This is a genomic window from Micromonospora sp. NPDC006766, from assembly GCF_040636055.1.
In the GTDB taxonomy this organism is placed as follows: domain Bacteria; phylum Actinomycetota; class Actinomycetes; order Mycobacteriales; family Micromonosporaceae; genus Micromonospora.
Genome location: NZ_JBEYIX010000031.1, coordinates 53,471 through 67,564 on the forward strand (window position 1 = coordinate 53,471; position 14,094 = coordinate 67,564).

General features: G+C 70.3%; 7 protein-coding genes and 2 pseudogenes. 5 read left to right on the top strand and 4 right to left on the bottom strand.

Going from position 1 to position 14,094, the window contains the following annotated elements:
* The first annotated feature begins 45 nt into the window (after positions 1–45).
* Complete coding sequence (locus ABZ671_RS22505; protein ID WP_357861381.1) at positions 46–876, top strand: SDR family oxidoreductase; 831 nt, start codon at positions 46–48, stop codon at positions 874–876.
* Between the two features lie 182 nt (positions 877–1,058).
* On the opposite strand, the gene ABZ671_RS22510 is transcribed toward ABZ671_RS22505, so the two are convergent.
* Positions 1,059–2,612, bottom strand: coding sequence for a glycosyl hydrolase family 18 protein (locus tag ABZ671_RS22510; RefSeq protein WP_357861384.1), 1,554 nt, complete (start codon positions 2,610–2,612; stop codon positions 1,059–1,061).
* A 154-nt stretch (positions 2,613–2,766) separates the two neighbouring features.
* Positions 2,767–3,132 (bottom strand): annotated as a pseudogene (locus tag ABZ671_RS22515) (carbohydrate binding domain-containing protein); the annotation flags it as partial.
* Between the two features lie 146 nt (positions 3,133–3,278).
* Here ABZ671_RS22515 and ABZ671_RS22520 point away from each other — a divergent pair.
* The 3 genes from ABZ671_RS22520 (at position 3,279) to ABZ671_RS22530 (ending at position 11,106) form a co-directional block, all read left to right on the top strand.
* Positions 3,279–3,896, top strand: coding sequence for a hypothetical protein (locus ABZ671_RS22520; protein ID WP_357861387.1), 618 nt, complete (start codon positions 3,279–3,281; stop codon positions 3,894–3,896).
* 123 nt (positions 3,897–4,019) lie between these two features.
* Positions 4,020–6,041, top strand: coding sequence for a flotillin family protein (locus tag ABZ671_RS22525; protein WP_357861390.1), 2,022 nt, complete (start codon positions 4,020–4,022; stop codon positions 6,039–6,041).
* Positions 6,034–11,106, top strand: a complete 5,073-nt coding sequence (locus ABZ671_RS22530) for a DNA repair ATPase (RefSeq protein WP_357861393.1) — start codon at positions 6,034–6,036, stop codon at positions 11,104–11,106. Before ABZ671_RS22525 ends, ABZ671_RS22530 begins: the two co-directional genes overlap by 8 nt.
* A gap of 16 nt (positions 11,107–11,122) precedes the next feature.
* Here the strand turns inward: ABZ671_RS22530 and ABZ671_RS22535 are convergent, their stop codons facing one another.
* Positions 11,123–11,551 (bottom strand): MerR family transcriptional regulator, encoded by a 429-nt coding sequence (locus tag ABZ671_RS22535; RefSeq protein ID WP_357861397.1) that lies wholly within the window; start codon positions 11,549–11,551, stop codon positions 11,123–11,125.
* Between ABZ671_RS22535 and ABZ671_RS22540 the strand changes: the two genes are divergently transcribed.
* On the top strand, positions 11,550–12,254 hold the full coding sequence (locus ABZ671_RS22540) for a siderophore-interacting protein (protein WP_357861400.1): 705 nt from the start codon (positions 11,550–11,552) through the stop codon (positions 12,252–12,254). The two genes, ABZ671_RS22535 and ABZ671_RS22540, sit on opposite strands and share 2 nt — an antisense overlap.
* Positions 12,255–12,308: 54 nt before the next feature.
* Here the strand turns inward: ABZ671_RS22540 and ABZ671_RS22545 are convergent.
* Positions 12,309–14,094 (bottom strand): annotated as a pseudogene (locus ABZ671_RS22545) (hypothetical protein); the annotation flags it as partial.

Here is a 14,094-nt window from a genome sequence, read left to right on the forward strand (position 1 = left end):
GCCGCGGAGAGAATGGCGCTGCGGCAAGTGCATCCGGGAGGATCGATGACCACAATGGCCGGCAAGGTGTGCCTGGTGACCGGCGGGACCAGCGGAATTGGTCGGGAGACGGCGGCGCGGTTGGCTGAGCTGGGGGCCACCGTGATCGTCGTCGGGCGCGACGCCGAGCGAGGGCGAGCGGCCGTCAAGGAGATCCGGCATCGGGCGCCCAGCGCCGAGGTGGATCTCCTGACGGCCGACATGTCGAGCCTGGCCGAAGTGCGCCGGCTGGCCGCCGAGGTGCTGGAGAGGTACCACCGGCTTGACGTGCTCGACAACAACGCCGGTGTGATCATGCTCAGGCAGCAGTTCACCGTCGATGGCTACGAGACCATGTTCGCCGTCAACCATCTGGCGCCGTTTCTGCTGACCAGCCTGCTGCGGGACCGGCTGGTGGGCAGCGCGCCGGCCCGCGTGATCACGGTGTCGTCCAATGTGCACAGCTCGGTCAAGCAGATCCCGTGGGACGATCTGGCCCGCGGCGAGCCGAGCTACCCGTTGTCGAAACTGGCGAACATCCTGTTCACAGTCGAGCTGGCCAAGCGCCTGACCGGCACCGGCGTGGTCGCCAACTGCCTGCACCCCGGCCTCGTCCGCACCCAGTTGGGCCGCGAGGTCCGCGGCGTCGCCAAGCTGCTTGTCGGGGCCGCCAAGCCCTTCATGGGTACCGTCCAGGCCGGCGCGGCCACCCCGGTCTACCTGGCCAGCGCCCCGGAGGCGGCCGAGGTCACCGGAGGCTACTTCTTCCGCGGCAAGCAGATCGAGCCGAGCTCCCTGGCGCGCGACCCCGAGGCCGCGGCGCGTCTCTGGGCCCTGAGCGAGGAGCTGGTGGCGTGAAGGCGGGTCAAGATCGTCGCCACAGACCCGGGACCCCGAAGCACGAGGCCCGGTCACCAACGCCTCCCGAGGGGACGGCTCTGGCCGACGCCCCACGCGCCGGTGAAACCAGCCCCGACGACGGAGGAACCCCACCGCCACGAACACCCGTGACGGCAGGGACGCCCGAGAAGGGCGGTGTCTCATGACCCAACCGACTTATGAGACACGCTGTAGGGGAGGGCGTTCAGGAAGGGCTTATGGCTGTTCATGAACTCCCAGCCGTAGTATCGGTCCCAATTGATGGACCAGGTCATAAGGCCGCGCAGACTCGGTGACGTGCCGCCCCGTAGGGCGTACCCCCCGCAGGATGTGCCGCGGACCAGGCAGTTGAGGGCGGCCTGGACCGCCGCGGGCGAGGTGAAACCGTTGCCGGCGCTGACCGCGGCGGGGGTGCCGAACGCGATCTGCTCCTGGCGGAGGGCGGGGAACGTGAAGCCGGTGCCCGCTACCGGGAAGCCGGCGGCGAGCATGTCGGTCATGGCGATGTGGAAGTCCGCGCCGCCCATGGTGTGGTACTGGTTGTCCAGGCCCATGATGGGCCCGGAGTTGTAATCCTGGACGTGCAGGATCGTGATGTCGTTGCGCAGGGCGTAGATGACGGGCAGGTACGCGCCGGCCCGCCGGTCGCAGCCACCGCAGTTGCCGCCGTAGAACTGGTATCCGAGCTGGACGAAGAACGTCTCGGGGGCCATCGTCAGCACGAATCCGCTGCCGTAGCGGGCTTTCAGGGTCTTCAGGGCGGAGATGAGGTTGACGATGACCGGGGTGGTCGGGCTGGCGACGTTGTTGTCGCCCGCATTGAGGGTCAGCGAGTGGCCCTCGAAGTCCACGTCCAGTCCGTTGAGGCCGTAACGGTCGATGATGGCGCTCACCGAGCTGACGAACGTGTCCCGCGCGGCCGTGGTGTTCAGCTGCACCTGGCCGTTCTGGCCGCCGATCGACAGCAGGATCTTCTTGCCCTGCGCCTGCTTCGCGCGGATGGCCGCGATGAAGTCGGTGTCACTTTCCACGTTCGGGCATTCGGCCGCCGGGCACCGGTTGAACCGGATATCGCCGGAGGTCACCGATGTCGGCTCGCCGAAGGACAGGTTGATGATGTCCCACGCTGCCGGCACGTCGGCCAGCCGCAGGTAGCCGCTGCCGTTCGCGAAGCTCGCGTGCAGGTAGCCGATCAGCGCGTGCTTGGGTAGCCCGGTGTTGCCGCATCCCGTCGTGGTCCCGCTCACCGCGCCGCTCTTGGCCGACTCACCATTTCCGTTGTACGCCGTGACGGTGTACGAGTGGGTCGAGCAGGTGGCCAGCCCGCTGACCGTCGCGGTGGTGCCGGTTCCCGTGGCGACCTGGGCCGTGCCTTCGTAGACGCGGTACCCGGTCGCACCGCTGGAGGCGTTCCACTGCACCGAGATCGACGTGTTCGTGGTGCCCGCGACGGTCAGGCCCGACGGGGTCGCGGGTGCCGTCGTGCAGCCGGTCGTGGTGATGGTGACCGTGCCAGACCTCGCCGACTCACCGTTGGCGTTGTACGCCGCCACGGCGTACGTGTGAGTCGAGCAGGTGGCCAGGCCGGTGATCGTGGCGTTCGTCGCGGTCGTGTCGGCCCGGACGGTGGTGCCTTCGTAGACGCGGTAGCCGGTCACGGTCCCGCTCGACGCGCCCCAGGACAGCGCTACCGACGTGTTCGTGATCGAGCCCACGCTCGGGGTGCCGGGTGCCGGGTGCCCCGGGCGGCGAGGCGCCGCCCGGACCGTCGAGCGAGATGTCGTCGGCGAAGTACGTGCCCTGGCCGTACCAGCCGTGGGTGTAGACCTGGACGCTGGTCTGGTTGGCCGCCGTCGTGAAGTTCACGGTCAGCTGCGTGTAGTTCGCCGCGCTCGGCGTCCACGTCGACGCCCCGCCGGTGATGCCGAGGTACACGTAGCTTCCGCGGACCCACCCGGTGAGGCTGTACGCCGTGTTGGGCAGCACGGCGACGGTCTGCGTGCATTGGGCGGTGTCGGAGGCCGACGCCGCGCCCTGCAGCGCTTTCGTGCCGGTGTGCACGGGCGTGGTGACGACCGAGCCGAGGCTGCAGGTCCATGGTGCGAGCACGCCCGATTCGAAGCCCGGGTTGCCCAGCAGGTTGGCCGCGGCGGCGGGGGTAGCGTCGACGACCACGCCCGCCACGACGGCCAGAGCCGTCACCGACGCCGCGAAGAGGTATCGAAGACTGTTCATCAGTCTATTATTAGGAACCTTTACTAATATCTCTAGGGCCTTGGCCGCGCGGTCGACCGGCGCGTCCGCTGTTGAAGCCGTTGACACCTCGTGTCACGATCATCATGCCGATCGGCGCATGGTTCGCCCGGGTGCGGAGAGGGGGCATGGTGGCCGACTTCTTTGGTGCGGCACTCGCCTTTCCCACCGTGCTGTTCAGCTTTCTGCTGCTGGTCGTGGTCGGTTACTGGCTCCTGGTGCTGACCGGCGTGCTGGACCTCGGGGATGACCTCGACGTCGACGGGGTGACCGGCGGCATGCTCGCCGGCCTCGGGTTCGGCGGGTTGCCTAGCGCCGTCGTGTTCTCGCTGCTTGTCGCGGTGGCCTGGTTCGTCAGCCTCGCGGGCACCGCGTTGCTCGACGGGCTCGGCCTCGGCACGGCTGCCCGGATCGGGGCGTCGGTCGGGGTGCTGCTGGTGGCCGCGTCGGCCGCCTGGCTGGTGACCCGCCTGGCCGCTGTCCCGCTGGGTCACCTCTTCCCGACGGGTACGGAGGCCAGCCGGCACGCCTTCGTCGGTAGCCTCTGCACCATCCGCACCGGCCGGGTGACCGTCGACTTCGGTCAGGCGGAGGTTGCCGCGGCCGACGGCTCCACCGCGATCGTGCAGGTGCGTCAGCCCGGCGCCGAGCCGCTGCAGGCCGGCAGTTCCGCGCTCATCTACGACTACGACGTCGAGGGCGAGTTCTTCTGGGTGACGCCCGCCGACCTCGCCTTCGAGACCTGACGGACACCCCCGGATCATCTGACTCGTTCCACGCTGCCCCCGTTGAAAGGAGGATGCGCGGTCCGCCCCTACCTCCAGGTCGGTCCCGCGTGCTCAATCATGGATGCCATCGCCAACTCGAACATGAATATCATCACCACCGGGATCGGCGTACTGCTCGCCGTTCTTCTCCTCGTCGTCCTGGGCATGTTCCTCCTGATCGGCCGTCTTTTCCGGAAGGTCGAACAGGGCAAGGCGTTGATCGTGTCGAAGGTCCGTCGGGTCGACGTCACGTTCACCGGCGCGGTCGTGCTGCCCGTGCTGCACAAGGCCGAGGTCATGGACATCTCGGTCAAGACCATCGAGATCGCCCGGACCGGCAACGAGGGGCTGATCTGCCGGGACAACATCCGGGCCGACATCCGGATCACCTTCTTCGTCCGGGTCAACAAGACGGTCGAGGACGTGATCAAGGTGGCCCAGGCGATCGGCACCAGCCGGGCCAGCGACCGGGCGACCCTACAGGAGTTGTTCAACGCCAAGTTCTCCGAGGCGCTCAAGACGGTCGGCAAGCAGCTCGACTTCGTCGACCTCTACACCAAGCGCGACGAGTTCCGGGACCAGATCATCCGGGTGATCGGCACCGACCTCAACGGCTACAGCCTGGAGGACGCTGCGATCGACTACCTGGAGCAGACGCCGATGTCCCAGTTGGACGCGGCGAACATCCTCGACGCCCAGGGCATCCGCAAGATCACCGAGCTGACCGCCATCGAACACGTCCGGACCAACGAGTTCCAGCGCAGCGAGGAGAAGGAAATCACCCGCCAGAACGTCGAGGCCCGGGAGGCGATCCTGGAGCTGGAGCGGCGCCAGGCGGACGCTGAGGCCAAGCAGCGCCGGGAGATCGAGACGGTGCGGGCCCGCGAGGAAGCGGAGATCACCCGGGTACGGGCGGAGGAGCGGCTGCGGTCCGAGACGGCGAACATCCGTACCGAGGAGCAGTTGGGCGTCCAGCAGGAGAACCGGGCCCGGGAGATCGCGGTCGCCGAGAAGAACCGGGAGCGGGTCATCGCGATCGAGAGCGAGCGGATCGAGAAGGACCGCGTGCTGGAGGTGATCAGCCGGCAGCGGGAGACCGAGCTGAGCACGATCGCCAAGGACAAGGAGGTCGAGGCGGAGAAGCGGGCGATGGCCGAGGTGATCCGCGAGCGGATCGCGGTGGAGAAGACCGTCGCCGAGCAGGAGGAGAACATCAAGCGCCTGCGGGTGGTCGAGGAGGCCGAGCGTACCCGCCAGGCGGTGGTGATCCAGGCCGAGGCCGAGGCCCAGGAGAACCTCGTCAAGGACATCAAGGCCGCGGAGGCCGGCGAGGCGGCGGCCAAGTTCAAGGCCCGCGAGGAACTGGTGCTGGCCGAGGCGCGGCAGCAGGCCGCCGAGTTGGACGCCCGGGCGAAGATTCGGCTGGCCGAGGGGCTGCAGGCCGAGGCCGCGGCCGCCGGCCTGGCCGACGTGCAGGTCCGCGAGCGCGGCGCCGAGGCGGTCGAGAAGGTCGGCCGTGCGGAGGCCGCCGTCGAGCGGGAGAAGGCGCTGGTCGCCGCCGAGGCGGTACGCGAGAAGCTGAAGGGCGAGGCCGAGGGCCTCACCGACAAGGCCGCCGCGATGGCCGCGCTGGACGACGCCACCCGCGAGCACGAGGAGTACCGGCTCCGGCTTGAGCTCGAGAAGGAGGTACGCCTCGCCGGGCTGGACGCCCAGCGGCAGGTCGCCGAGGCGCAGGCGAAGCTAATCTCGACCGGTCTGGAGCAGGCGAACATCGACATCGTCGGTGGGGACAGCGTCTTCTTCGACCGCCTGCTCAACTCGATCTCGTTCGGCAAGAGCGTGGACGGCTTCGTCAACCACTCGGAGGTGGCCCGGGACCTCACCCGCCCGTGGCGGGACGGCACCGCCAGCTTCACCGACGACCTGACCCGGATGCTCAGCTCGCTGCACAGCGGCGACGTGCAGAACCTCACCCTTTCCGCGTTCCTCCTGCAGCAGATGCGCGCCGGCGGCGCTAACCAGGGCAAGCTCCAGGAACTGTTGACGGCCGCGCAGCGCCTCGGCGTGGCGGACACCCCTGTGGCCGCCCTGGCCGGCGCACGGCAGCGCGCCGGTGAGTGAGCCGGTGACCGGTCCCGGCGCCGCCCGCGCCGGGACCGGAAGCCCGGCGGGAGACGGCACCACGGCCGACCTGGGGCTCGACGCCGGCAGCTACGAGGTGCTGCGTAACCGGCTCGCCGGGCAGGCCGCCGAGCTGACCCGGCGGGCGGAGGCGCTGAACACCCGACGGCTGGCGGTGTTTGGCAGCGCCGAGTTGCGCCTGCTCGGCACCGAGCGGATCCGGACCGGGCACAACTGTGTGCCACGAGACCTCGTCTCGGTCGGCGGGCTGATGCTCTTCGGCTACAACGTCTTCATCGGTCTCAAACCGGAGACGACGGTCGACGACGTCTTCTCGCTGCACACCTTCACCCGGGAGGCCGGCGCCGACGGGGACGTGTTCCGGTTCGACGCGGCCGGCCCGAACGAGTTGCCCGGGCTGCTGCGCGACCCGCGGTTCCTGCGCGACTTCGGCGAGCTGTACCGCTACTACCGGCAGACCTGCCTGCTGCAGCTGCGTCACCTCGACGGGCGGCTGCTCGCGGTGTTCAAGACCGGCCCGCGGACCGACGACATTCGGGTGCTGCGCTGGCGGATCGGCACCGACGGCAGCGTCGACTACCTCGACAACCAGGGGGAGCGGGAGCACGTCTTCCCACCGACGCACGACTTCGAGTGGATCGAGACCACCCGGGACGACCACGTCCCGGGCCGGCACCCGCACATCTCCATTCAGAACGAGGTCTTCGTCGAGACGATCGGCGGCACCCTGACGGTCAAGGTGGAGAACAACACCGAGACCGGCGAGGGCATCTACAGCGAGCCGGTGGACGAGCCGTTGCAGAGCCTGGCCGACGCCGAGGTCGGCTGGGCGCGGGTCGGCCCGCTGATTCTGCTGCGGATCCGGCCCTACAAGGAGACCGAGTGGCGGCACCTGGTCTTCAACACGCTGACCCGCAAGGTGGTCCGACTCGACGGGATCGGGCCGGCCTGCCAGCGGCTGCCCGAGGACCACGGGATCATCTTCCCGGGCGGCTACCACCTGGCCACCGGGGTCACCCGTACCTTCGACACCGACGTCTCCAACCTGGAATTCGAACGGGCCGTCCGTTCGCCCAACGGGGAGGACGTCCTCTACGTCTTCCACGCCCGGGCCGAGGGACGCTCGCTGCTGCTGCCGTACAACGCCATCCGCAAGGAGGTGGCGGCACCGATCCCGTGCCACGGCTTCGCCCTCTTCGACGACGGCACGCTCGTGGTGTTCCGGGCCACCTCGGCGGAGCCGACCCGGGTCCACCCGATGCAGATCTGGCAGACGCCGTACGTCTCGGACGCGTACGCCGCCGCCCAGCCGGCCGGAACCGGCCCGCTGGAACGGGTCGGCAACGCGGATCTCGTCCGAAGCATCTCCGACTGCCTCTCGGTAGCCCGGATGGTCGACGGCACCGCCCCGACGTCCGGGGTCTACGAGGCACTGATCGCCGCCTGCGCCCGGATCGCGGACCACCACCCCTGGCTCGGCGACCCCGCCCTCGGCGATCTGCTGGCCCCGCTGGCTGAGCTGCGGCGCACCGCCGTCGCGGTCCTCGACGAGTACGAGACGGTCCGGGCGCTGACCGAACAGGCGCGCGGCGCGGTGGACGACAGCGAGACCCGGATCGCCTCCCTGGCCCGCCGCGCCCGCGGCGAGGCGCCGCTCTCCGCCGACGACTGGGTGACGCAGCTGGGCGGGCTGCGTCAGGCGCGCGGCCACCTGGAGACCCTGCGGGAGCTGCGGTACGTCGACCACGGGCGGGTCGACGAGCTGGCCGCGCGGCTCGACGAGGAGTTGGCCGTCGCCGGCCGCAGGGCGGTGGAGTTCCTGCGCCGGGCCGACGCGCTGGCCGGCTACCAACAGGAGGTGGACCGGCTCGCCGGGCAGGCTGCCGGGATCGGCACTGTGGCCGAGGCCGCGCCGGTCCGGGATGCGCTGACCGAACGCGCCGAGGGCCTGCAAACCATCACCGACGTGGTCGGCGGGCTGGACATCGCCGACGCGACCGTCCGCACCGGCATCCTGGCCCGCGTCGGTGAGGTCCTCGGCGCAGTGAACCGGGCCCGGGCCACGCTCGACAACCGCAGCCGCACGCTGCGGGAGACCGAGGGCAGGGCGGGATTCGCTGCCGAGTTCGCGCTGCTCGGTCAGGCGGTGACCGGGGCGCTGGCGGCGGCGGACACCACCGAGCGCTGCGACGAGCAGCTCGGCCGCCTGCTGCTGCGGGTGGAGGACCTGGAATCACGGTTCGCCGAGTTCGACGACTTCCTCACCGAGCTGGCCACCCGCCGGACCGAGATCTACGAGGCGTTCTCGTCACGCAAGCAGGCGCTGCTCGACGAGCGGGCACGCCGCGCCGACCGGCTGCTCTCGTCGGCGGACCGCATCCTGGTCAGCGTGCGGCGCCGCGTCACCACGTTGGCGTCGCTCGACGAGATCAACACCTACTTCGCGGCCGATCCGATGGTGGGCAAGCTGCACGCGGTCGTCGATGAGCTGCGTACCCTCGGCGACCAGGTCCGGGCCGAGGAGCTGGACGGGCGGATCCGCGCCACCCGCCAGGAGGCCGCGCGCGGCCTCCGCGACCGAACCGACCTGTACGCCGACGGCGGCGAGACGATCCGCCTGGGCCGGCACCGGTTCGCGGTCAACACCCAACCGATCGACCTGACCGTGGTCCCGGACGACGGGCGGTTGGCGGTCGCGGTGACCGGCACCGACTACCGCGTCCCGATCCGGGACGAGGACTTCCAACACACCCGCCGGTTCTGGGACCAGCCGCTGGTCTCAGAGTCGCCGCAGGTCTATCGCGCGGAGTACCTGGCCACCTCGATCCTGGCCGACGCCGAGGCAGGCCGGGACGGGCTCACCCTGGCCGGGCTGCACGCGGCGGCGGCCGAGCCGGACGATCTGCGGAAGCTGGTCCGCCAGCACGCCGAGGTCCGCTACGACGAGGGCTACGAGAGCGGCGTACACGACCACGACGCCACCGAGATCCTGCGGACGCTGCTGCGCCTGCACGCCGGCGCCGGGCTGCTGCGCTACCCGCCCGCCACCCGGGCCGCGGCGCAACTGTTCTGGCGCTTCGGCACCGACGAGCCGGCCCGGCGGTCCTGGACGGCCCGGGCCGCCTCGCTGGCGCGTTCGCGGCAACGGTTCGGCCGCCCGGCCCGCCCGCTGTCGCCGACCGCCACCGACACCAGCGAACCCGGTGTAGCCGCCGGTGACGCGATCGACCGCCTGCACGCCGAGCTGGCCGCCGAAATCAGCCGGTTCCTGTGCGACGCCGGGCTGCACGGGCCGGTCGGGGAGACCGACCTGGCCGGGGAGTACCTCTTCGAGGAGCTGTCCCGGCAGCCCTTCGGTTTCGCCACCGCCGCCGGCGCGCGCGCCCTGCTCGACCGGTTCCGGCGCGCCCTGGGTGGCCCACGGTCGCCCTCGGCCCGCGAGTTCGACGACGACCTGCGGGCGCTCGACGGCGACCTGGCCAGCCGGCACCAGCTCGTCGAGGCGTGGCTGAGCGCGTTCCTCGCCACCGACGACGGCTCCCTGTCCGGATACGACCTACCGGAGGCGGTCGCCGTCGAGCTGTGCGACCCGCAGCTGCCCCGGCAGGAGGCAACGGCAACCATGTCGGACACGGTCGGCGGACTGCTCGGCGCGCACCCGCGCATCGACCGGGCGACGATCACGCTGCGGCTGGACGAGACCCTGGCCCGCACTCGGCGGTTCCGCGCGGAGCTGGTGCCGGCGTACCGGGACTACCAGCGCCGGCGCAACGCGCTGGTGGCCGCCGAACGGGACCGGCTGCGGCTGGCGGAGTACCGGCCGAACGTCATGAGTGGCTTCGTCCGCAACCGCCTGCTCGACGAGGTCTATCTGCCGTTGATCGGCGACAACCTGGCCCGGCAGCTCGGCGCGACGGGTGACGCCAAGCGGGTGGACCAGTCCGGCCTGCTCCTGCTGATCTCCCCGCCGGGCTACGGCAAGACCACCCTGATGGAGTACGTGGCCAGCCGGCTCGGCCTGATCTTCGTCAGGGTCGACGGGCCGGCCCTGGGTTCGGCGGTCACCTCGCTCGACCCGGCACAGGCACCCGACGCGACCGCCCGGCAGGAGGTGGAGAAAATCTCCTTCGCGCTGGAGCTGGGCAACAACGTCCTGCTCCACCTCGACGACATTCAGCACACCTCCCCGGAGCTGCTGCAGAAGTTCATCCCGCTCTGCGACGGGCAGCGCCGGATGGAGGGGGTCTGGGATGGCCGGTCGCGCACGTACGACCTGCGCGGCAAGCGGTTCGCGGTGTGCATGGCCGGCAACCCGTACACCGAGTCGGGGCAGCGGTTCCGGGTGCCCGACATGCTCGCCAACCGGGCCGACGTGTGGAACCTCGGCGACGTGCTCTCCGGCCGCGAGGAAGTGTTCGCGCTCAGCTACATCGAGAACGCGCTCACCGCCAACCCGGTGCTGGCGCCGCTCGCCGGGCGGGACCGGGGCGACGTCGAGCTACTGGTCCGCCTGGCCCGGGGCGACGACACGGTCCGGGCGGACCAGCTCGCCCACCCCTACTCGACCGTTGAGTTGGAGCAGATCGTCGCGGTGCTGCGCAAGCTGCTGCGGGTGCAACAGGTGGTGCTGGCCAACAACCGGGCGTACATCGCCTCGGCGGCCCAGTCGGACGACTCCCGCACCGAGCCGCCGTTCCAACTCCAAGGCTCGTACCGGAACATGAACAAGCTGGCCGAGCGGATCGTCCCGGTGCTCACCGACGAGGAACTGGAGGCGGTCATCGACGACCACTACCTGGCCGAGGCGCAGACCCTGGCCGCCGGTGCGGAGGCCAACCTGCTCAAGCTCGCCGAGCTGCGCGGCCGGCTGACGCCGGAGCAGGCACGGCGCTGGGCCGAGGTGAAGGCGGGATTCCAGCGGGCCCGGGCCCTCGGTGGTGCCTCGGACGACCCGGTGGAACGGGCGGTGGGCGCGCTCGGCCTGCTTGCCGATCGGATCGGCGGGGTGGAGGCGGCGATCGGCCGGGCGGCCAGCCGAGACTGACCGACCGCGGAGCGGATCACGGGGGCGGAATTCGGGCCGCGACCTGCTCCCGGGCGTGCGGGCACTCGTCGAACCGCGACGGGCAGGCCAGGGCGTGCTCGATGAGCTCCTTCGCGGCCGTTGCCCGGTCGATCCGCTCCTGCAGGTCCACCACGTGCCGGCGCAGCAGCTCCGGGTGGTCCATCGGATTGTCCGTGCCCAACAGGGTGCGCAGCTCCCGCAGACCGAATCCGGCCTCCTTGCCCATCAGGATCATCGCCACGCGCACCAGGTCGGCGTCGCCGTAGCGGCGCTGCCCGCCACCGTCCCGACCCGGCGCGAGCAGGCCCACGCTCTCCCAGTGCCGCAGTACATGGGTGGCCAGCCCGAACCGGTGCGCCAACTCGCCGATGGTCCAACCGCCGTTTGACTTCATGTGCACATTAACCTGCACGGTGAGGCGCATGAGCAAACCGAAACGTCTGCCGTTCGCGATGCTGCTGGATCGCTTCCTGGTACGCGCGACGGTCGACGAGGTCGAGAACATCACCACGCGGATGCGCCGAATCCGAGTCACCGGCGAGTCATTGCGCGGTCTGGACTGGACACCCGGCCAGCACGTCCGGGTGCGCGTCGACGCCCTGACCCTTCGTTCCTACTCCGTGTGGGACTTTGCCGACGGCCGGCACCTGGACCTCTGCGTCCTCGATCACCCCGGAGCGGGCCCGGGGGCACGCTGGTCGCGGCAGGTTCGCGCCGGCCAGCCGGTGTCGTTCACGCGTCCGCAGGGGCGGTTGCTGCTGCGCGACGGCGCGCCGTACCACCTGTTCGTGGGCGACGAGACGGCTGGCGTGGCCTTCGGCGCCATGCTGCGTGCCCTGCCCGTCTCCGCGCGCACCTACGCGGCCATCGAGGTCGAGGGGCCGGACGACCGTTTGCCGCTGCCCCGAACCGGCGACATCCACTGGGCCCACCGCACTGGGCCGGCCCCGGTGGTTGCCGCTCTCCGCGCACTCGACCTGCCCGCCGAATCTGGTGCCGCCTACGTCGCCGGGGAGGCCCGCACCTGTCAGGCGGTACGCCATCACCTCACGGCCGAGCGGGGCTGGCCACGGTCCGCAGTCGCGGTCAAGGCCTTCTGGGCACCGGGCAAGCGCGGTCTGGACTGACGGTGCCGAAGAGAAGGGGCCCCGGCGTGGTCGCCGGGGCCCCTCATCCCATGATCAGCGCAGCTCGTACGCCCGGATGACGGTCTGGTCGAAGGTGTTGCCCTTCGTGTCCGCGCCCGAGGCCTTCAGCGAGACGAAGCCGCCCGTCTTCGGGTGGGTCACCTGCACCTGCCACGACCCGCCGTGGTTCGACACCGTGGCGTTCTTCCAGGTCTTACCGTCGTCGTAGGACACCTGCACGGTCAGCTTGTTCACCTTTCCCGAGCCGTCGGTCTGGGTGAGCGTCACCGGGTATGCGACCGTGCTGCCGGCCTTGCCGACGTTGTGGTCGTCGAGCGGCGGCGCGAAGCTGACCGCGGTCAGCGGCAGCGACTGGGGTTTCTTGGCAGACGCCGACTTGAACGTCCAGCTCACCGACAGCTTGGTGGTCAGGCGCGCGTCGCGTTCCAGGCTGCCGTCGAAGCGGAACGTCGCCGCGCCCGGGGCCACGTCTTCGGTATAGACGCCCGGACCCTCGTTGGACTCGGCGATCAACTTGCCGTTGCGGTAGAGCGCCCCGTGCCCCGAGGTGATCTGCCCGTAGCCGGCTCGTCCCTGACCGTCGCCGAGCAGGCCGGGGGAGATGTACATGAGGTCGCCCTCACGCCCTGCCGGCACGTCGCCGGGGAAGAACGGCGCCACGCTCGGCCCGAACACACCCTTGTTCCACTGTTCCTGATAGGTGCGCCCGGCCTTGTAGGTGGTCAACGCGCCGTTGTCGGACAGCGTCTCCGGCCAGTCGTCGCCGTCGGTCGGCATCTCCACGATCAACTCGGTCTGCCAAGGCGTGTCACCCGTGTAGAACTCGGTGCGGGTGAACGGAAGCAGGGTCTCCCAGCCGATCGCCCAGCCGCCGCCGCCGCCCGGTGGTGCGAAGAAGGAAAACTTCACGCCGGCGCTGCCCGGCACCACCGCCGCGTGCGAGGACCGCACCGTGGCGAAGTCCTTCGGCTTCAGGTGCTTGACCAGGCCGCCGAGCAGGTCGTTCTTGCTGAACCAGCCCACGTTGTAGACGTACGGGGTGCCGGACAGGTCACCCTCCTCGTCGACCTTGGCCAGGGTGCCGCTGAGCTGCGAGCTCAGGCCCTTCGCCGGCTTGGGCCCGATCAGCTTGCTGAAGATCGAGGCAAAGTCGCCGCTCCCGACCCCGACACCCATGTCGAAGTCCTTGCCCTCGACATACCGCGCGTCGAACGACGCCAGCAATGGCATCGCAGTCGGGTCCGGCACCGTGACGTCGAAGCCCTTCGCCCCACGGGCGTCCATCGAGACCGTCGTCGGCCCGCTGACCTTCAGCTTCGGATACATCAGCTGCGAGGTGCTGTAGCTGCCCCCGTTCTCCTCGTCGACCCAACTGAACGCGAAGTAGTCGCCCGGAGGCAGGCGCAGGTCGCTGCTCGCGCCGAAGGTTATGTAACTCCGGCTCCAGTCCTTGCGCAGGAACACCGTGAACGCGCCCTCGGCCGGGGCGCCGCCGCGTTCGGTCGCGGTGACCTTCACCGGGTACTTGAGCTCCTCGCGTACCACGCCGAAGGGGGTCTGCACCGAGACGCCCGCCGCGGTCGCGGTGAGCTGGCCGCCGAGGCCGCCGGTCACGTCACCGCCCTGGCGGGTGTCGGCGGTCAGCGTCACCGAGGCCTGCCCGCCGGCCGGCACGGTCACCGTGTCAGCGTCCAGGGAGAAGATCCCGGCCGGTGCGTCGGTGCTCAGCCCGAGGCTCAGGGTCACCGGAGCGCTGCCACCGTTGTGGTAGGTGACAGTGCTGCTGCGCACCTCGTCGTTGTCGTGCGGCCACTCCTGC